This is a genomic window from Herbaspirillum sp. meg3 (genome assembly GCF_002257565.1).
GTDB lineage: Bacteria > Pseudomonadota > Gammaproteobacteria > Burkholderiales > Burkholderiaceae_D > Herbaspirillum.
Genome location: NZ_CP022736.1, coordinates 3,340,440 through 3,357,541, shown reverse-complemented (window position 1 = coordinate 3,357,541; position 17,102 = coordinate 3,340,440). Strand labels below are relative to the sequence as shown.

The following is a 17,102-nucleotide window of genomic DNA, read 5'->3' as shown; positions in this document are numbered from 1 at the left end:
GGAGAACAACATGAGCGCCGATATCGCTTTCATTGGTCTGGGCAACATGGGTTTGCCGATGGCGCAAAATCTCGTCAAGGCGGGATATTCGGTCAGCGGCCACGACCTCGTCAAAGCCAGCGTCGACAAGCTGGTCGAAACCGGCGGCGTGACCGAAGCCGACGCCATGGCGGCAGTCGCCAAGGCCAAGGTGGTGATCACCATGCTGCCGGCCAGCAAGCATGTGGAATCCATCTACCTCGGCGACAAGGGTATCCTGGCCAACATCAAGCCGGGCACCTTGCTGATCGACTGCTCCACCATCGCCCCCGAAAGCGCCCGCAAGGTCGCCGCCGCAGCACTGGAAAAAGGCTTCACCATGCTGGATGCACCGGTATCCGGCGGCACTGGCGGCGCCACAGCCGGTACGCTGACCTTCATGGTCGGCGGTACCGACGACGGCTTCGGGCTCGCCAGACCTTATCTCGAAAAGATGGGTAAGGCGATTTATCATGCCGGCGCCAGCGGCAGTGGCCAGACCGTCAAGGTCTGCAACAACATGCTGCTGGGCATACTGATGATCGGCACATCGGAAGCGATCCGCCTCGGCATCGCCAATGGTATGGACCCCAAAGTCCTGTCGGAAGTGATGTCCAAGAGTTCGGGGCGCAACTGGACGCTGGAGGTCTACAACCCTTGTCCCGGCGTCATGGAAAACGCGCCGGCATCGAAGGGTTACGCGGGCGGTTTCGGCGTCGATCTGATGCTGAAGGATCTGGGGTTGGCGGTGGAGAATGCACTGGCCACTGGCAGCAGCGTGCCCATGGGAGCACTGGCGCGTAACCTCTACGACATCCACAGCAAATCGGGTGCAGGCGGCTTGGATTTTTCCAGCGTGTTCAATATGCTGGCGAAGGCGAAGTAAGCCGGGAGTAGTAGGTGCAATTGGCAGTTGCTGTCTAGCTGCGGACCGTGGCGGGGGAGTCGACACGGTTGCGCGGTCTCCGTTGGTATCGTCTGGCGCGGATGTCCTTATGGATATCCGCGCTTTTTTGTATGTGCAAGATCGTATGCGCAGAAAAGAAAAACGGCGTCATGCGGACGCCGTTTTTGCCTGAAAAATAAATGTAAAAAATTACTTCTTCACTTCATCTTCAATGTGCGCTTTCACGATGCTGGCGAAATCGCTGTCGGCGGTGAAGCCCAATGCCTTTGCACGTTTCGCTTCAAAGTTGCCAGGCCACGAATTGACGATGCGCTTGATGGCTTCATCTTCTTTCCATTCGATCAGCTTGACCACGTCGGCGCCGGCGACTTGTTCCAGCGCATCGACCATCTGACGCACGCTGACCGACAAGCCGTCGATGCTGAGGAAGCGTGCCAGGCCCAGATCGGCGCCGTTGATTTCGTGACCATGGATCAGGTTATCGATGGCCTTGCGTGGCGACATCAACCACATGCGCGTGTCGGGGCTGACCGGGCACACCGAAGGCTGGCCGTTCAGCGGTTCGCGGATGATGCCGCTGGCGAAGCTCGATGCCGCCTTGTTCGGTGCGCCGGGGCGCACGGAAATAGTCGGCATGCGCAGCGCGCGGCCATCGATAAAGCCTTTGCGGCTGTAGTCATTGACCAGCAATTCACCCATGACCTTTTGCGCGCCGTAGGAGCTTTGTGGCATCAGCAATGCGTTGTCCGGGACTTGTGCCGGCAGTTCGCCGCCGAACACGGCAACTGAGCTGGTGAACACCAGACGCGGTTTGGTGCCGAGCGCGCGGGCGCGTTCCAGGATGATGCGGGTGGCGTCGAAGTTGATCTTCATGCCGAGTTCGAAGTCGGCTTCGGCGTGGCCGCTGACGATAGCGGCCAGATGGAAGATCGACTGCGTGTTCTTGTTGATGACACGCTCGATGACGGCGGCATCGGCGATATCACCGACGACCGACTCAATGCGCGCATCGTCAAATCCTTGTGCAGCGACCACGTCGAGCAGGGTGATACGGCTGATGGTTTGCTGCTTGCCGTCGCTGCCGGTCAGCTGACCGCGCTTGAGCAATTGACGCGCCAGACGGCTACCCAGAAAACCGGCGCCGCCGGTAATAACGATATGCATATGTTCTCCTCCAATCTGCTCATGCTCCTGCTGCGAGGCCGTGATCCGATGGCGGGCGGTGCTCGGAATCCTCATGTACTAAAGTACACTACGGTTCCTCCGCTCCGGCCGCTATCGGCTAACGGTCTCTCGCTACGGACCATGAGCAGATTTCAATTGGGTTGATGGGGTTCAGTAAAATTTTAAAGTTGTCATACAACTTTGCAGTCAGTGTAAAAAGAAAGCGGTATCATGTCAATCAACATGAAAAATACTCAGCTCTCCAAAACCAATCTCAATATGCCGCTGCCCACTAGTCTGGTTTCGGCCAAGGGTACGCTGGCTGACCGCGTTACCACGACCCTGTACGACCAGATCCGTCAGGGCGATTTTGCGCCCGGCGAGCGCATGCCGTCGGAGAATGAGTTGACCGAACGCTTTCAGGTCAGCCGTACTGTGATTCGCGAAGCCATTTCACGTCTCAAATCGGAAGGGCTGGTCGGGTCGCGCAGAGGCAGCGGCACCGTTGTTCTGGCGCCGAACAATGCCACGCCTTTTCGCCTTGATATTGATGTGCAGGATTCGATTCAGGCGGTGCTGCGCGTGATTGAGTTGCGGCGCGGTGTGGAGGGCGAGATGGCCGCGCTGGCGGCTCAGCGGCGCACCAGGGCGCAGAACCTGCGCATCCGGCAGGCACTGAAGAACATCGACAAAGCGGTGCAGGAGGGCAGGGATGGTGTGCAGGAAGATTTTGCTTTCCATGCGGCGATCTCCGAGGCGGCGCACAATCCGCTCTACACCTCTTTGCTGGAATTTCTGAGTCAGTTCTTGCAGGCGGCGATCCGGGTGGCGCGTATCAACGAAGCGCGGCGCGAGGATTTTCGGCAGCAGGTGCGTGATGAGCATGCCGTGATTGCGCAGGCCATTACCGATGGCGATGCCGATGCGGCGCGTGCGGCGGCATTGCGGCACATGGAGAATTCGGCAGTGCGCATTCACGCTGCCGACAAGGCATTCTGGGCCAGCGAAGGCGGTAAGGCCGCCCGCCATCTGGCGCAGGTAAAAGGGCTGGAGTAGATTGCAGGCCGGTAAATAGGTCTAGGCAATAGGTCGGAAGGCAGATGCAGGTTGATCTGCCTTTCTACCTTATTTGGTTTCCCGGTTCATGCCCGGCGCCGAAAGGTGCGCCACTTCAAAACTTTTCCCTTCGTGGGAAGATACCGGTGCAACATGCCATAGCGATATCCTCATCAATTTCCACGCAGTGGTGTCCAGCCCGATAAAGACGGAGTGCAGGCCATGTTCATGCGTCATCGCTTCGGCATCAGTCGCTTGCAGCGCGCACAGTTGCGCCAGATCGACATCTTCAGGGATATCAATGAATTGCTGAATCGCCAGTACCGGCGTCTGCGTCGCTGCCTGTCCTTTGAAGAAGGCGATCTTGTTCCAGCGCTGTACGACCGGGCGGCCATACTTGGCAATCACCGCGCGAAAGGCATCCGACAGCAGGAAGTCGCTCATGCCGCTTAATTCATTCCAGATATAGAACGGCGTGTAGCGGGCCGGACTTCCATCGATGGCGTCCGCGACCAAAAAGGCTTTTGTATAGAGACCCGGAAGCTGATCAAATCGGCTGCCAATCTCTTTGACACGTTGCCTGACGGCTTCTGCATCGGTAACGTCAAATCCGTATTGCATTGCGAACATGGTTTTCTCCTGGTGTTGAAAATGGAAGTGGGGATGAATCAAACAGGGCATTGCCGATTGGCTGTGGTGCGCGTATGTGTTTGTTGTAAGTAATTAGCAATGCAACTATATGGGTTAAAAAAAGAGCGCCGGCTTGGGGAGTAAAAATTACTCCAGCGCAGAGCGCACATCTCTGATTTTCAGGACTGCATCGGCAAATTCTTCCTTGCCCAGAATCTTTCGTATCTTCTCTGCCGCGCCGCCTGCAGACGCATTCAACGGCACTTTGATTTCTATGCCGGCAGCAGTCGGATAAACCGATATCTCCCGGCCATCTCCTTCTGTACGACGGCGTTCAAGGAGGCCTTTTTGTTCCAGCGTGTCTAGCGCACGCGTGGTGGTCGAGCGTGCGATGGCAAGCTCTGCCGCCAGTTCGCTCTGCAGCATCCCGGGCCTGTCGATAATGGCCCTGAGCATGAAGCCTTGCGGCGCAGTCAGGCCAAACGGCGCGAAGGCTTCTGCCCACTCACGCTCAAGCCGGCGGGACAATGCTGCGGTATTGAAATAGAGGCAGTGATCAAACATGAATCAACAATACGGCAATTTAATTCGCAATGCAACTATATTTTTATTGCATGTGTTTGGTAGGGTGGTGTCAGGTGATGTCGGGTAAGTACGACGACAGAGGGGGGCAGGAGGAGGGGATTCCGCTACTCGGGCGAAGCCGGATGGGGAAGGCACGGCATGGCGTGCTGGTATCGCAGCAAGAAATAAAAAACGCCGCGAAGAACGCGGCGTCTTTATGTGCACTTCTGAATAACTGAAATCAGTTACGAACGACTTTCTTGTATTCGTTGGTGCGTGTGTCGATTTCGATCTGATCATCCTGGCTGACGAACAGCGGGACCATCACGACGATCTGATTTGCTTCGATTGCGTTTTCGATCTTGGCTTCCTTCAGGACGTTGCCCGAAGTGTTGCCCTTGACTGCCGGTTCCGAGTACACAACTTGACGAACGATCGTTGTTGGCAGTTCGACCGAGATTGCCTTGCCGTCGTAGAAGACTGCTTCGCATTCCATGCCGTCCTTCAGGTAACCCAGAGCGTCGCCCAAGTTTTCGCCTTCGATTTCGAACTGGTTGTATTCGGAATCCATGAACACGTACAGCGGATCAGCGAAGTAGGAGTAAGTCACTTCCTTCTTGTCCAGCACGACCACTTCGAACTTGTCGTCGCCGCGGAAAACGTTTTCTTGTGGGCTGTTGGTCAGCAGGTTCTTCATCTTCCACTTGTAAGTGAAACCAGTGCGGCTCGAACCGTTGACATCAGAGCGCAGGACGATCATTGGCTTGCTATCAACCATAATGATGTTGCCGACGCGAATTTCTTTTGCAAATTTCATAGCGAATATACGTAAAAAGTAGGTTGCGTAAAAATCTTCTGTAGCCTACTGGCAAAAAACACCGCAAGCCCACGTACGATTAAATTGTTAATGCATTGATGCGTAAAAATTAGCCCTATATTTTAACCTAATTTTTTGGCGCTTCAGGCTCTCGGTGGAACTGTTTCTACAAACTTCAGCAAATTCGTCGCCAAATTGCCGTTTGCCAGCAACACCTGTTCCCAATCCATGGACAGGCTGGCAATGTTTGGCAGGTCAGCTTCCAGGCTGTGCCACAGCGCCGCGACGCTGATGGGTTCTGCCGCAGCGCCATTCCATGCCAATGTCAGCGCCGTCAGGCTATCTGTTGCCGCCACGCAGGTTTCCAGGAAGGCCTTCAGTTTGACGTGATGCAGGTTCTCGTCTTGTGGATAGATATGCCAGATAAAAGGCTTGGCGGCCCATTGCGCGCGGACGAAGGAGTCTTCGCCGCGTACAAAATTGACGTCGCAGGCCCATAGTAATTTGTCGTAGTCGGGTTGCGGCACAAAGGGAATGACGCGCACGGTCAATCTTCCGCGTGTGGCATGTACTCCCGCCGTCGCTGGCTGGCCGAGAAAATCCGTCACTGCATCACCGCCGACGCCTTCCGGCACCAGGCACAAAACCTCGCGCTCGCCGGCTTGCCACGCCGCAAACAAGCCGGAGATAGGTGCTTGCGGATAGCAGAAGAGCGATACCTTGAGTGCAGCCATTTCCGTGGCGGTCACGCCCAACTGTGCGAGGAAATTGGCAGCGGCGATACGATCGGCAAGGAAAGCTTCACGCTGTGCGATCAGGTCCGATTCGACTTGCAGTCCGCCGGTGCGCTTGTTGAACCCGGGAAAGAAAAAGTACTTCGTCAGCGGCAATTGCGGATGTGGCGAAGGCAGCAGATGACAGCCTTCCACCCAGGTTTCGGCCGTCAGACCTTCCAGATTCAGCCACACCGGACGCGGAGTGCATTCGGACATCGCCTTGATGTAGCCAGGCGGGATGTCACAGGCGAAGAATTCAATAACGATGTCGGCGATGTCGGCGGCGGCAAAGGTGCCATGTTGATCGCGCCAGTGTCGCACGGTGATGCCCAGTACATTTTGCACATCGGCATTGCTGTCGACGTCGGGGCAGATCCGCTCGAAGCTCGCCAGATCGTCAACCCACAAAGTGACTGCAACACCATGTTCGCGCGCCAGTTGCCGTGACAGCCGCCAGCAGATGCCAATGTCGCCGAAGTTGTCGACCACCTTGCAGAAGATGGCGAGCGAGATGGCGTGAGACGACTGCGAGGATATTTTCGAATGCATTTCTGGAGTGTTCGGTATGCGGATGGCAGGCAATAGTCGGCATTTTTTCGACCGTTATCGTGCAGCCACGCATGATACAGGGGATTCGCGGCGTCGAGCGAGGGCTTGTACATGCGGGCGCACACTGGCCGTAGGCGTTCATGACGCGAGGAATCCTCCATCCGCGGCCAGCACATGACCGACAACATAAGATGCTGCATCCGATAGTAGCCAGAGCACGGCTTCGGCGACTTCCTCAGGTTGTCCCATGCGTTTGAGTGGCAAGCCCGCCGCCACGGCGGACATGTCGGCAATGCCTGATGCCAGCATCATGTCGGTGACGACCCTGCCCGGAGCAATCGCGTTGATGCGGATGCCTTGGGGTGCGTATTCCATGGCTGCCGATTTCATCAGAGAGATGGTGGCGGCTTTGGAGGCGGAGTAGAGCGCCAGTCCGGGATTGGGATTGCGTACGCCGCTGACAGACGTGTTGATGACGATGCTGCCGTTGCCCTGCGCCAGCATGGGCGGCAATTGATATTTCATGCACAAAAATACGGCACGGACGTTGGCGTCGAAGACGGCGTCGTAAATGCCGGATTCCTGTGCGTGCAGAGATGCGCGCCGTTCTTGGCGGCCGGCGTTGTTGAAGGCCGCATCCAGGCGTCCGAAGCGTGCCAGGACAGTGTCGATCAGCCGCTGGACGTCGTTTTCCTGTGTCACGTCGGTTTGTACGTAGCAGCTCTGTGCGCCGGCGGCGAGGCATTCGGCGGCTACGGCTTCTCCCTCTGATTGACGCCGGCCTGCAATCACCACGGCGCTTGCCCCCGCCTGCGCCATGCGAATCGCTGCGGCACGGCCGATGCCGCTACCGCCGCCTGTCACCAGGACAACCTTCCCGGCCATGTTGTGCGGACTGGCGTTGGATTCCTTTTTCAGCATCGTTTCCATGTGGTTTCTCCTGATGAGAGGCATTTCTACCGTGATGATTTTTGGATTTATAGTTGTATAATACAACTATATTGAAAAGGGATGGAAAACATGCAAAAAGCGGACTCCTCAGTAGATTTTTCTTTCGTCGACGGTATCCGTACCGCTTCGCGCCGGATGGTGCGCGAGTTGGGTTTCATGCAATCCACGCTGGCGGCGACCGACTATCCGCCGTCCGCAGTCCACGCGATTATCGAGATCGGCGCACGCAAGTCGATGAGCGCCGCACAGCTTGCCGAATTCCTCGGCCTGGAAAAATCCAGCGTCAGCCGCATGGTGCGCAAGCTGGTGGAGGCCGGCGAATTGCAGGAGCAGGCCAGCGACGTTGACGGCCGCGTCAAATGGCTGGCGCTGACGCCGCAAGGCCGCCGCACACTAACCGCCGTCCAGTCGTTTGGCCGCAAACAGGTCGTTGGCGCGCTGGAGCAACTGAATGCGGATCAGCAGCACGCTGTGGCACAGGGACTGAGGGTTTATGCCCAAGCGCTGGCGGCGCGCCGGTCGGGCGAGGCAATCGTGCAAGCCGATGACATTCGCATCGTTGCCGGTTATCAGGCCGGTGTGATCGGCCGAATCGTGCAGATGCATGCGATGTTTTATGCGCGCAGCGTGGGCTTCGACAGTTATTTCGAGAGCAAGGTGGCGGCAGGACTGGCGGAATTCGTTCCTCGTCTTGAGCATGCGCGCAACGGCTTATGGTTGGCGTTGCAAGGCGAGCGTATTGTCGGTTCGGTCGCCATAGACGGTCAGGATCTGGGCGACAACAAAGCGCACCTGCGCTGGTTTATCGTCGACGATGGTTTGCGCGGGGCGGGTGTAGGACGCCGCCTGATGGATGCCGCCATGGCATTTTGTGATGCGCAAGGGTTTGCATCCATCCAGCTGTGGACATTCCAGGGGCTTGATGCGGCCCGACGTCTGTATGAGAGCTACGGCTTTCAGCTCAAGGAAGAATGGCCGGGTGCGCAGTGGGGCAAAGAGATGGTGGAGCAACGCTTTGAACGTTGACCGGCGTTGGCGGTGTGTTGAAACAGGCTGATTCAAAGGCAAACTTGCATCTTTGCAAGTTTGTTGTATTTTTAAATCAATACAGATTTTCATTTAAATTGCTTGCAATTTAATTTTTGACTATGTATTATTCAATCCATGGCAAACGCAAACACATCGACGACACAGGCAGCAGCGATTGATCAGGCACTCATGCTTGAAAATCAACTGTGCTTCGCCATGTACTCGGCGTCGCTGGCGATGACCAAGGTGTACAAGAAGATACTGAAAGACATCGATCTGACGTATCCGCAATATCTCGTGATGCTGGTCTTGTGGGAAAAGGACGAAGTCACGGTTTCCGATCTGGGCGGCAAGCTGTTCCTCGATTCGGGTACCCTGACACCTTTGCTCAAACGCATGGAAACGATGGGTTTGCTGCATCGTGCCCGTGATGTGGAAGACGAGCGCCGCGTGGTGGTGCGCCTGAGCCAGGAGGGCCGTGCTCTGCGCAAACGGGCAATCGCCGTTCCGCAGCGACTCATGTGCTCCTTGCCACCGCTCGAACAGGTTGCTAATCTGCGAGAAGAGCTTAAAGTCCTGCGCAAGGGCTTGCTGGATGGCGCAGAAGATTAGTCGTACAGGTTTATTGTTTGACCCGTGCTGTCGTTGTAAAAGTGACAGCAACTGGTAGGTAGTAGAAGTGAGCTTCACCGCATATTATTTATATTGTTAGCAATTTTATTGTTTAAAATTTATTTGTAGTTCCAGAAGTAATTTAATCGATGCTTCCCCTGCATCATTCTTCATACCACTCGAAAGGAATCAAAATGAAAATCGAAAAAGCACTCTACCAAGCTAAGGCAACTGCAACCGGCGGTCGTGAAGGTACAGCCAAGTCGTCCGACGGCATCCTGGACGTCAAGCTGACTACACCGAAGGAACTGGGCGGCGCCGGCGGTGCAGGCACCAATCCTGAGCAACTGTTCGCGGCCGGCTATTCGGCTTGCTTCATCGGCGCACTGAAGTTCGTCGGCGGCCAGGAAAAAATCGCCGTTCCAGCAGATGCCAGCATCACCGGCACAGTGGGTATCGGCACTATCCCAGGCGGCTTCGGTATCGAAGTGGCGCTGGACATTTCCCTGCCAGGCCTGGACCGCGCTGTCGCACAATCGCTGATCGAAAAGGCTCACCAAGTTTGCCCCTATTCGAACGCAACACGCGGCAACATCAACGTCACACTGACATTGGTATAAGCCATTCGTTAGCTGGTTGCATCGTTGGATGTAAAAAAACGCCCTTCATTGAAGGGCGTTTTTCGTTGGTTTTTTATTTATGCGATCTGAGGGGAGGCATCGTCATTTGTCAGGCATCAAGTATCGATCAAGCCGGTGCCAGCCTGAAGTCGTAACGCAACGCTGCCGATGCAGCGGCAATCGTGTTGCCGCGTGCGGTGACGCCCGCCGCTTGTGCTTCCAGCTTGCAGATCAAGGCGTCTTTGACGCCGAACACCACGTCTGAATCAAGATAGGGATCGTCAGCCAGGAACAGGTGTGTCACCAGCGTGTCGCAGCCCGGTGCGCTGATCATGAAGTGCACATGCGCCGGCCGATAAGGATGGCGGCCTTGCGCATCCAGCATCTTGCCGACCGGACCATCATTGGGAATCGGGTAGAACGCCGGAACGATCGAGCGAAACCAGAACTTGCCGTCGCAGTCGGTAACAAAGCGGGCGCGGTCACTCAGGTGTTGCAGACCGTCCTGACGCTGCACATCGTAGTAGCCGTCGCTGTCCGAATGCCAGACATCAACGACCGCACCGGCGATGGGTGTTCCGTCGAGCGCGGCAACGCTGCCTTCGACCAGCAATGGTGCGCCATCGGCATCTTGCGAGATCATGTCGCCTAGTGCATGTTGCTTCGCGTTCTCCACATAAAACGGGCCCAGCACCGTGGTTTGCGTGGCCTCGCCCGGATGGCGGTGGTTGATGGCGTCGACCAGCATTGACGCACCCAATGTGTCAGACAGCAGAATAAATTCCTGGCGCGTGTCGCTGCACATCTGTCCTGTCGCGGTGAGAAACTCGATCGCCGCCAGCCATTCTTGCTGACTTGGTTCGACTTCCTGAATCAGTGCGTGCAGATGGCGAACCACCGCCTCACTGATCTGGCGCGTGCGTGGCGAGGTGGAGTTTTGCAGTCGCTCCAGCACGGCACGGGTGATATTGTTTTCGTCAAAATTTCGCATTGTCTCTTCCTGTCACCGCAATTCAATTCGGCTTCGTTTTTCTCAGTTCAACTCAACTGGCCGGCGCCTCGCCGGCCCACGCGCGCGCCAGCATGGCGGTGATGGCTTGTTGCTCGAGCGGGCGTGGGTTCCAGTAGGCATCTTGCATGACCAGTTCTGCTGCGCGTGCAATCCCGCTTTCCGGCATGCCGATATCACGCAAGGCCAGCGGCGTATCCAAGCGCTGCGCCAGCTTATACATGCCGCGTACGGCATCGTCAGTGTCTAGTGCATCTGCGATCACACGCATCGCTTGCGGTGCCGACGGCGCGTTATAGGCGAGCGCATGCGGCAGCATGATGGTGTGCGTAGGGGCATGCGGCAAATCGAAGGTGCCGCCAAGCACGTGGCAAATCTTGTGATGCAGGGCCATACCGACTGCCCCCAGACAAGTGCCGCACAACCAGGCGCCGTATTGTGCGTCGCTGCGGGCGGCAAGGTCATCGGGATGCGCGACCACGCGTGGGAGGCTGCGCGCCAATGCCCGTATACCCTCTGCCGCCATCAGCGAGACGATCGGGTTGGCATCCCTGGCATACAAAGCCTCGACCGCATGCGCCAGCGCGTTCATGCCGCTCGTGGCGGATAAGGCGGGTGGCAGCGTCAAGGTCAGGTTGACGTCATAGATCACGACCTCCGGCAAAATGCGCGGCGAGCGTTGCGTGGTCTTGATGCCATTTTCGGTCTGACCCAGGATGGCGGTCACTTCCGATCCCGCATAAGTGGTTGGCAGCACCACTTGCGGCAGATCGGTGCGCAAGGCCAATGCTTTACCCAGGCCAATGGTGGAGCCGCCACCCAGCGCCACGATGCTGTCACATTGCTGGGCCTGCAGATAGGCGAGGGCTTTTTCAGTGACGGCCACCGGCGTGTGCATGACTGCTTCAGTGAAGCTGCCACCATAAAGCTCGCCCAACTGCTGTGCGATTTGTTCCGCCAGTTGTTGCTGTGAGGGCGTCGATAAAATCAATGCGCGCCGGCATTCGAGGCGACGCAGCTCATCGGCAATTTCCGCCGCGCGGCCTGCGCCGAACAAGATGCGCGCCGGCGCGGCGTTATAGGTAAAGGTCTGGGAGGTAAAGCTTAAGGTCATGATGCCGTCCGTTCAAGACAGGGTGGGTTCGCTACCGCGCTACTCTACACGGGCGAGGTCTCAAGGCTGGTTGAAGTAGTAGTCGACCTGATGCCGGGCGATGCGGATCTCGCCTATCTGCTGCTTGGCGGCCATGTGAGCCGGATGCTGCTGATAGACGGCCAGCGCCTCGGGACTGTCGAATTCGCTCAGCAAGACCACGTCGCATGCATAGTCCACTGCGCTGTAATCGATGCCGATCTCCAGCTTGAGCAAACCGGGAATCGCGCCATCGGCCGCGAGCGTCTCGAAGGCCTGTTTCAGAGTAGCCAGATTGGCTGCGTGCTCGGGGCTGCCGCGCGTGCCGGCGACATCCCACATCACGATGTGTCTCACTTTCATTATGACCTCATGGTTTTTGGGTAATATAGTTGATCAAATAATGAAAAAGAATGCCTTATTTGAAATTCTTATTTTCATTTAATGAAAAACTGAGTGCGAGACTGAGATCGCCAATCCAAGTGCAAAGACCTCATCATGGATCGCTGGACCGAATACGAATTGTTCGTCAACACCGCAGAACTCGGTAGCCTCTCCAAGGCGGCCGAGCAGATGGATATTTCCAACGCCACGGCAAGCCGCTACCTCGCTTCACTGGAGCAGCGCCTGGGCACACGGCTGATCGAACGCAATACACGTCGCCTCATGCTGACGGAAGCCGGTGAACATTTTTGCCGCAGCTGCAAGGCCGTGCTGGCCGAGATCAGCGACGCAGAAGCTGCCGTCAACGCCACCACGGTTGCCGCCAGCGGCACCTTGCGCATCACCGCTTCGCTCTCGTTCTGCCTGAAGCACATCACGCCCTTGCTGCCCGAGTTTACGAAGCGCTATCCCGACATCGAGGTTCAGATTGTCGCTGCCAATCGCTATTTTGATCTGATTGAAAGTGGCATTGACATCGCCATCCGCACGCGTGAATTTGAACCCGATTCGGCAATCACCGTACGCAAACTGGCCAGCACGCCGCGCGTGTTGGCAGCCTCACCAGCTTACCTGCAGCAACACGGCACGCCCGCCACGCCGGATCAACTGGCGGGCCACAAGCTGCTGCTCTACACGCATGCCAACAACATGAACGAGCTGCGATTCACGCGTAAGGGCAAGACCACGAATGTACGCGTGCGACAGCTGCTGGAAGCCAACGATGGGCAAATCCTGCGTGCGGCTGCGCTCGACGGTCTCGGCATTCTGGTGCAGCCGAGCTACATCGTGCATGACGACATCGAAGCAGGAAGGTTGATCAAGATCTTGCCGGATTGGGAGCTGCCGCTACTGGCGATCAATATCGCCTATCAAAACCGGCGGCATTTACCGGGCAAGGTGCGTGTTTTTATCGATTTCCTGGTCGAGCATTTCAGGACTGTCGACTATGAAAAACGGTGGAGTGGAGTCAGTGGGTCAAACGGTTCAGCATCGCCGGCACGATACGACGGTGAAACGGCTTGATCACGGCGAGGTAAGCACGCCCCAGCCATTGATTCGTGCGCACGACCGTCGTCACCGTCAGCTGTGCCGACAATTCCGTGGTGCCAGGCTCACGCCGCACCCAGATCCGAAAATCCAGATGCTTGTCGTCAAAACCAAGCTGCACCTGGTCTTCACTTTGTGTCACGACAGGAACGCCCGCAACCGACGATGATGTTGACGACGTATCACCGTCGATATGCAAGTCGGCTTGCTTCAAGCCAAACAATGCAACCACGCGATTGCGGGTCGCCAGCAGCAGCGACACCCATTCCGGCGTGCGGCTGAACATCTGACGTGTCAGCTCGCCGGCCGACAAGCGACCTTGCTCGTCGGTCAGCGCGATGCGGAAAGTGTCCGCAAAGCCGGCACCGGCCAGCGCTTGCAACAGCGCCGGATCGGTGGCGACCAGACGCGCCGAATGGGATGAGCATGCAGAGGCAGCGCTCATGATGGCCTCACTTTGTACCGGAACCGGGACGAGGGCCAGGACCAGCGGCAGGGCCGGGACGTTTTCTGGCGAGTTCGGCTTTGGCGTTGGCAGACGCAAAGCGTTCATTGGTTTCATCTTCGTTGCGGCGGCCGAAGGCGTAGTTGGCTTCGAGCCACATGACGTTGATGATGCCGAAGGCCAGTGCCAGGCCGACGCCGAGTATCCAGGCGAAATACCACATGATGTTTTCCTTCTCTGAATCAGTTAATCGGTTACTCAGTTTGTTAATAAGCGGTGTGTTCGTTGTCGGCGATGTGCTTGAGCGTCACTTTGCCACGCATCACGCGATACACCCAGGCTGTGTACAAAATGATCAGCGGCAGGAAGAACAGCACCAGCCAGAACATGATGCCCAGCGTTTTCTGGCTCGACACGGCATCCCAGACGGTCAGGCTGCTGCGCGGATCCAGCGATGACGGCATGATGAACGGGAACATCGCAGTCGCCGCCGTCAGGATGATGCCGGCCACGGCGATGCCGCTGCAAATGAAGGCCAGACGTGCTTTGCGCCATGCACCGAACGCAGCCACCAGCAGCAATGCAACGATGGCGACGACAGGGATCGCACGGGTTTCAGGCCAACGCTCATAGTTGTCCATCCAGGCGCCCGAGGTGATTTCCACCGTCTTCGCCAGCGGCATGAAGGCGGAGTTCGCGCTCGGCATGGAGGTGATGCTGTAGCCGTCAATACCGCGCGCCACCCAAAAACCGCCGATGACGAACAGCGCCAGTGTTGCCAGCGCCGCGTAGATAGCGATCTTGCGCACACGCGCCGCGATCTCGGCTTCGGTCTTCACCATCGCGAAGGTTGCACCATGTGTCAACAGCATCGCCACACTCAGCAGGCCGGCCAGCAGGCCGAACGGATTGAGCAGCTGGAAGAAGTTACCGGTGTATTCCACCCGCATGGTGTCGTCGTAGTGGAAAGGCACGCCCAGCAGCAGATTGCCGAAAGCCACGCCGCAGATCAGCGGTGGGACGATGCCACCCGCGAACAGGCCCCAGTCCCAGGCATTGCGCCAGCGCGGATCGGCAACCTTGCTGCGATAGTCGAAGCCGACCGGGCGGAAGAACAGTGAGAACAGCAGCACCATCAGCGCAATGTAAAAGCCTGAAAACGCTGTCGCATACACCAGCGGCCACGCCGCAAAGGTGGCGCCGCCGGCGGTGATGAACCAGGTCTGGTTGCCTTCCCAGGTCGGGCCGATGGAGTTGATCAGTACACGGCGTTCAGCATCGGTTTTGCCGACGAAGGGCAGCATCATGCCGACACCGAAGTCGAAGCCGTCGGTCAGGGCAAAGCCGATGATCAGCACGCCGACGAATGCCCACCAGATGATTTTTAAAGTTTCGTAATCGAAGATCATGATTGTTTCCTTGGGTGTTCTTCTGCAATCAGCGGGTTGGTTTCGGCAGTGGCGGACGCGGAGGCGTTCTTGACGGGGCGGCCGGCTTCTTGTCCAGCAGCTCCCAATGGTATTTGCCGGTGTGCAGGCTGCTTGGGCCGCGCTTGGCGTACTTCACCATCAGCACCATTTCAACCACCAGCAGGAAGGTATAGAACAGGATGAATCCGGCCAGGCTGAAGTACAGGCTTGACGGCTGCAATGTCGAGGCCGACAGATGCGTAGGCAGGATGCCGGCAATCGTCCATGGCTGACGGCCGTATTCGGCAACGATCCAGCCCAGCTCTGCGGCGATCCATGGCAGCGGAATGCTGAACACCGCCAGACGCAGCAGCCAGCGTTGCGGCGCGAGCTGCTTGCGGATCAGGAAGTAGAACGATGTCGCGAAGATGAACAGGAACAGCATACCCAGCGCCACCATGCCGCGGAATGACCAGAACAGTGGCGCCACATTTGGAATGGTGTCGTCGACGGCTTTGGCGATCTGTTCCGGTGTGGCGTCGATCACGTTTGGCGTGTACTTCTTGAGCAGCAAACCATAGCCGAGATCCTGCTTGAGCTTGTCGAACTCGGCGCGCGCAGCAGGTGATTTGTCGCCGGACTTCAGTCGTGTCAGCGCAGCGTAGGCAAGCATGCCGTTGCGGATGCGGACTTCGTGTTCCTTCTTCAGATCCTTGATACCGACCACCTGCGTGTCGGTCGAGCGGGTCGCAATCAGCCCCAGCACATAAGGGACTTTGAACGCGTAGTCGGTGCGTTCGTTCTTGCTGTCCGGCATACCGAACACCGTGATGCCGGCAGGGGCGGGGTGGGTATCCCATTCGGCTTCGATGGCGGCGAGCTTGACCTTGTTGACTTCACCGGCGGTGTAACCGGATTCGTCACCGAGGACAATCACCGACAGCGTCGATGCCAGGCCAAAACCAGCGGCGACGGCAAACGAGCGCAAAGCAAACTGGGTGTCGCGCGCTTTGAGCAGGTAGTAAGCCGATACGCCCAGCACGAACATCGACGCCGTCACATAACCCGCCGCGACGGTGTGCACGAACTTCACCTGTGCCACCGGATTGAAGATCACGTCGGTCATGCTGACCAGTTCCATGCGCATGGTTTCAAAATTGAATTCCGCACCCACCGGATTGTTCATCCAGCCGTTGGCGATCAGGATCCACAGTGCCGACAGGCTGGAGCCGAGCGCCACCAGGAAGGTCACCAGCAAATGCTGGACGCGCGAGAGGCGATCCCAGCCGAAGAAGAACAGGCCGACAAAGGTCGATTCAAGGAAGAACGCCGCCATACCTTCGATCGCCAGCGGCGTGCCGAAGATGTCGCCGACATAGTGCGAGTAATACGACCAGTTGGTGCCGAACTGGAACTCCAGCGTGATGCCGGTGGCCACGCCCATGGCGAAGTTGATGCCGAACAGTTTGCCCCAGAAGCGGGTCATGTCCTTGTAGATCGGGCTGCCGGTCATGACATAGACAGCCTCCATGATGACCAGAATCCAGGACAAGCCAAGGGTAAGCGGAACAAACAGGAAATGATACAACGCCGTCACGGCAAACTGCAGCCGCGACAGACTGACGACCTCGTCAATGGGAAGCATGGGTGACCTCGGAAGTGGATGGTAATGTGGAGACGGCGCTTGTCGTTATTGTTGGTGCAGAAGCAGGCGCCGGCGCCAGCAGATGCTGCTCCACCTGTTCGGTGGGCATGCGCATCTTTTTGGCTTGTGGTTCAGAGAAAAAGGTTTTTGCCAACACGGTCAGGATCGCAATCTTGACCACCAGGATCAGCGCGATTTCAGCGCCGAGCGGCAATTGCGTGAGACGGGGCAGGCGAGACAGACGATGAATACGGAACAACCATGAGGGTCTGGGCATT

Annotated in this window: 20 protein-coding genes and 1 other RNA gene; 7 read left to right on the top strand and 14 right to left on the bottom strand. The window is 57.3% G+C overall.

From position 1 onward, the window contains the following. The first annotated feature begins 10 nt into the window (after nucleotides 1-10). Nucleotides 11-904 carry a 3-hydroxyisobutyrate dehydrogenase gene (gene mmsB / locus hmeg3_RS15125; RefSeq protein ID WP_094564449.1) on the top strand — a complete coding sequence of 298 codons (894 nt, stop codon included), beginning with the start codon at nucleotides 11-13 and terminating at the stop codon, nucleotides 902-904. Nucleotides 905-1,114: 210 nt separating this feature from the next. On the opposite strand, the gene denD is transcribed toward mmsB, so the two are convergent. Beyond that, a complete protein-coding gene (denD, locus tag hmeg3_RS15120; protein WP_094564448.1) occupies nucleotides 1,115-2,089 on the bottom strand; it encodes a D-erythronate dehydrogenase in 975 nt (324 codons plus the stop codon). A 73-nt stretch (nucleotides 2,090-2,162) separates the two neighbouring features. Between denD and hmeg3_RS15115 the strand changes: the two genes are divergently transcribed. Both hmeg3_RS15115 and hmeg3_RS15110 read left to right on the top strand, forming a co-directional pair. After that, a non-coding RNA gene (locus tag hmeg3_RS15115) (sX9 sRNA) lies at nucleotides 2,163-2,237 on the top strand. A 131-nt stretch (nucleotides 2,238-2,368) separates the two neighbouring features. After that, the gene (locus hmeg3_RS15110) at nucleotides 2,369-3,145 is read left to right on the top strand and encodes a FadR/GntR family transcriptional regulator (RefSeq protein WP_198361885.1); all 777 of its coding nucleotides are present in this window, start codon (nucleotides 2,369-2,371) and stop codon (nucleotides 3,143-3,145) included. A 69-nt stretch (nucleotides 3,146-3,214) separates the two neighbouring features. Here the strand turns inward: hmeg3_RS15110 and hmeg3_RS15105 are convergent, their stop codons facing one another. The 5 genes from hmeg3_RS15105 to hmeg3_RS15080 all read right to left on the bottom strand — a co-directional run bounded on the left by hmeg3_RS15105 (nucleotide 3,215) and on the right by hmeg3_RS15080 (nucleotide 7,411). Next, on the bottom strand, nucleotides 3,215-3,775 hold the full coding sequence (locus hmeg3_RS15105) for a DUF4865 family protein (protein WP_157739283.1): 561 nt from the start codon (nucleotides 3,773-3,775) through the stop codon (nucleotides 3,215-3,217). A 147-nt stretch (nucleotides 3,776-3,922) separates the two neighbouring features. Continuing rightward, nucleotides 3,923-4,339, bottom strand: coding sequence for a MarR family winged helix-turn-helix transcriptional regulator (locus tag hmeg3_RS15100; RefSeq protein WP_094564445.1), 417 nt, complete (start codon nucleotides 4,337-4,339; stop codon nucleotides 3,923-3,925). A gap of 241 nt (nucleotides 4,340-4,580) precedes the next feature. Further along, on the bottom strand, nucleotides 4,581-5,156 hold the full coding sequence (locus hmeg3_RS15090) for an elongation factor P (protein WP_094564443.1): 576 nt from the start codon (nucleotides 5,154-5,156) through the stop codon (nucleotides 4,581-4,583). A 143-nt stretch (nucleotides 5,157-5,299) separates the two neighbouring features. After that, nucleotides 5,300-6,481 (bottom strand): elongation factor P maturation arginine rhamnosyltransferase EarP, encoded by a 1,182-nt coding sequence (earP, locus tag hmeg3_RS15085; RefSeq protein WP_094564442.1) that lies wholly within the window; start codon nucleotides 6,479-6,481, stop codon nucleotides 5,300-5,302. Between the two features lie 138 nt (nucleotides 6,482-6,619). Next, a complete protein-coding gene (locus hmeg3_RS15080; RefSeq protein WP_094564441.1) occupies nucleotides 6,620-7,411 on the bottom strand; it encodes an SDR family NAD(P)-dependent oxidoreductase in 792 nt (263 codons plus the stop codon). A 90-nt stretch (nucleotides 7,412-7,501) separates the two neighbouring features. Between hmeg3_RS15080 and hmeg3_RS15075 the strand changes: the two genes are divergently transcribed. The 3 genes from hmeg3_RS15075 (at nucleotide 7,502) to hmeg3_RS15065 (ending at nucleotide 9,693) form a co-directional block, all read left to right on the top strand. Continuing rightward, nucleotides 7,502-8,458 carry a helix-turn-helix domain-containing GNAT family N-acetyltransferase gene (locus hmeg3_RS15075; protein WP_094566377.1) on the top strand — a complete coding sequence of 319 codons (957 nt, stop codon included), beginning with the start codon at nucleotides 7,502-7,504 and terminating at the stop codon, nucleotides 8,456-8,458. A gap of 138 nt (nucleotides 8,459-8,596) precedes the next feature. Continuing rightward, the gene (locus hmeg3_RS15070; RefSeq protein WP_094564440.1) at nucleotides 8,597-9,073 is read left to right on the top strand and encodes a MarR family winged helix-turn-helix transcriptional regulator; all 477 of its coding nucleotides are present in this window, start codon (nucleotides 8,597-8,599) and stop codon (nucleotides 9,071-9,073) included. 194 nt (nucleotides 9,074-9,267) lie between these two features. After that, a complete protein-coding gene (locus hmeg3_RS15065) occupies nucleotides 9,268-9,693 on the top strand; it encodes an organic hydroperoxide resistance protein (protein WP_094564439.1) in 426 nt (141 codons plus the stop codon). Nucleotides 9,694-9,820: 127 nt separating this feature from the next. On the opposite strand, the gene hmeg3_RS15060 is transcribed toward hmeg3_RS15065, so the two are convergent. The 3 genes from hmeg3_RS15060 to hmeg3_RS15050 are packed head-to-tail and all read right to left on the bottom strand — an operon-like array spanning nucleotide 9,821 to nucleotide 12,197. Continuing rightward, on the bottom strand, nucleotides 9,821-10,684 hold the full coding sequence (locus hmeg3_RS15060) for an intradiol ring-cleavage dioxygenase (RefSeq protein ID WP_094564438.1): 864 nt from the start codon (nucleotides 10,682-10,684) through the stop codon (nucleotides 9,821-9,823). 52 nt (nucleotides 10,685-10,736) lie between these two features. After that, nucleotides 10,737-11,816, bottom strand: coding sequence for a maleylacetate reductase (locus hmeg3_RS15055; RefSeq protein WP_094564437.1), 1,080 nt, complete (start codon nucleotides 11,814-11,816; stop codon nucleotides 10,737-10,739). A 60-nt stretch (nucleotides 11,817-11,876) separates the two neighbouring features. Continuing rightward, entirely contained in the window at nucleotides 11,877-12,197 is a 321-nt protein-coding gene (locus hmeg3_RS15050; protein WP_094564436.1) for a Dabb family protein, read from the bottom strand. A gap of 135 nt (nucleotides 12,198-12,332) precedes the next feature. Here hmeg3_RS15050 and hmeg3_RS15045 point away from each other — a divergent pair, with 135 nt between their 5' ends. Then, complete coding sequence (locus hmeg3_RS15045; RefSeq protein WP_094564435.1) at nucleotides 12,333-13,301, top strand: LysR family transcriptional regulator; 969 nt, start codon at nucleotides 12,333-12,335, stop codon at nucleotides 13,299-13,301. Here hmeg3_RS15045 and hmeg3_RS15040 read toward each other — a convergent pair. Genes hmeg3_RS15040 through cydP form a run of 5 tightly spaced genes read right to left on the bottom strand, consistent with a single transcriptional unit; the run spans nucleotide 13,246 to nucleotide 17,101 of the window. Next, complete coding sequence (locus tag hmeg3_RS15040) at nucleotides 13,246-13,770, bottom strand: DUF2867 domain-containing protein (RefSeq protein WP_157739282.1); 525 nt, start codon at nucleotides 13,768-13,770, stop codon at nucleotides 13,246-13,248. The genes hmeg3_RS15045 and hmeg3_RS15040 overlap by 56 nt on opposite strands. Nucleotides 13,771-13,777: 7 nt before the next feature. Next, entirely contained in the window at nucleotides 13,778-13,993 is a 216-nt protein-coding gene (gene cydX / locus hmeg3_RS15035) for a cytochrome bd-I oxidase subunit CydX (protein WP_094564433.1), read from the bottom strand. A gap of 43 nt (nucleotides 13,994-14,036) precedes the next feature. After that, a complete protein-coding gene (cydB, locus tag hmeg3_RS15030; protein WP_094564432.1) occupies nucleotides 14,037-15,179 on the bottom strand; it encodes a cytochrome d ubiquinol oxidase subunit II in 1,143 nt (380 codons plus the stop codon). A 28-nt stretch (nucleotides 15,180-15,207) separates the two neighbouring features. Next, nucleotides 15,208-16,824, bottom strand: a complete 1,617-nt coding sequence (locus tag hmeg3_RS15025; RefSeq protein ID WP_094564431.1) for a cytochrome ubiquinol oxidase subunit I — start codon at nucleotides 16,822-16,824, stop codon at nucleotides 15,208-15,210. Next, nucleotides 16,811-17,101: a cytochrome oxidase putative small subunit CydP gene (gene cydP / locus hmeg3_RS15020; RefSeq protein ID WP_094564430.1), complete on the bottom strand. Its 291-nt coding sequence runs from the start codon at nucleotides 17,099-17,101 to the stop codon at nucleotides 16,811-16,813. The genes hmeg3_RS15025 and cydP overlap by 14 nt, the downstream gene beginning before the upstream one ends. Nucleotide 17,102 lies beyond the last annotated feature (1 nt).

What these genes read in the sequence shown, in the direction of transcription:
- mmsB (WP_094564449.1), top strand. Translation starts at nt 11, where the DNA reads ATGAGCGCCGATATCGCTTTCATTGGTCTGGGCAACATGGGTTTGCCG.
- denD (WP_094564448.1), bottom strand. Translation starts at nt 2,089, where the DNA reads ATGCATATCGTTATTACCGGCGGCGCCGGTTTTCTGGGTAGCCGTCTG.
- hmeg3_RS15110 (WP_198361885.1), top strand. Translation starts at nt 2,369, where the DNA reads ATGCCGCTGCCCACTAGTCTGGTTTCGGCCAAGGGTACGCTGGCTGAC.
- hmeg3_RS15105 (WP_157739283.1), bottom strand. Translation starts at nt 3,775, where the DNA reads ATGTTCGCAATGCAATACGGATTTGACGTTACCGATGCAGAAGCCGTC.
- hmeg3_RS15100 (WP_094564445.1), bottom strand. Translation starts at nt 4,339, where the DNA reads ATGTTTGATCACTGCCTCTATTTCAATACCGCAGCATTGTCCCGCCGG.
- hmeg3_RS15090 (WP_094564443.1), bottom strand. Translation starts at nt 5,156, where the DNA reads ATGAAATTTGCAAAAGAAATTCGCGTCGGCAACATCATTATGGTTGAT.
- earP (WP_094564442.1), bottom strand. Translation starts at nt 6,481, where the DNA reads ATGCATTCGAAAATATCCTCGCAGTCGTCTCACGCCATCTCGCTCGCC.
- hmeg3_RS15080 (WP_094564441.1), bottom strand. Translation starts at nt 7,411, where the DNA reads ATGGAAACGATGCTGAAAAAGGAATCCAACGCCAGTCCGCACAACATG.
- hmeg3_RS15075 (WP_094566377.1), top strand. Translation starts at nt 7,502, where the DNA reads ATGCAAAAAGCGGACTCCTCAGTAGATTTTTCTTTCGTCGACGGTATC.
- hmeg3_RS15070 (WP_094564440.1), top strand. Translation starts at nt 8,597, where the DNA reads ATGGCAAACGCAAACACATCGACGACACAGGCAGCAGCGATTGATCAG.
- hmeg3_RS15065 (WP_094564439.1), top strand. Translation starts at nt 9,268, where the DNA reads ATGAAAATCGAAAAAGCACTCTACCAAGCTAAGGCAACTGCAACCGGC.
- hmeg3_RS15060 (WP_094564438.1), bottom strand. Translation starts at nt 10,684, where the DNA reads ATGCGAAATTTTGACGAAAACAATATCACCCGTGCCGTGCTGGAGCGA.
- hmeg3_RS15055 (WP_094564437.1), bottom strand. Translation starts at nt 11,816, where the DNA reads ATGACCTTAAGCTTTACCTCCCAGACCTTTACCTATAACGCCGCGCCG.
- hmeg3_RS15050 (WP_094564436.1), bottom strand. Translation starts at nt 12,197, where the DNA reads ATGAAAGTGAGACACATCGTGATGTGGGATGTCGCCGGCACGCGCGGC.
- hmeg3_RS15045 (WP_094564435.1), top strand. Translation starts at nt 12,333, where the DNA reads ATGGATCGCTGGACCGAATACGAATTGTTCGTCAACACCGCAGAACTC.
- hmeg3_RS15040 (WP_157739282.1), bottom strand. Translation starts at nt 13,770, where the DNA reads ATGAGCGCTGCCTCTGCATGCTCATCCCATTCGGCGCGTCTGGTCGCC.
- cydX (WP_094564433.1), bottom strand. Translation starts at nt 13,993, where the DNA reads ATGTGGTATTTCGCCTGGATACTCGGCGTCGGCCTGGCACTGGCCTTC.
- cydB (WP_094564432.1), bottom strand. Translation starts at nt 15,179, where the DNA reads ATGATCTTCGATTACGAAACTTTAAAAATCATCTGGTGGGCATTCGTC.
- hmeg3_RS15025 (WP_094564431.1), bottom strand. Translation starts at nt 16,824, where the DNA reads ATGCTTCCCATTGACGAGGTCGTCAGTCTGTCGCGGCTGCAGTTTGCC.
- cydP (WP_094564430.1), bottom strand. Translation starts at nt 17,101, where the DNA reads ATGCCCAGACCCTCATGGTTGTTCCGTATTCATCGTCTGTCTCGCCTG.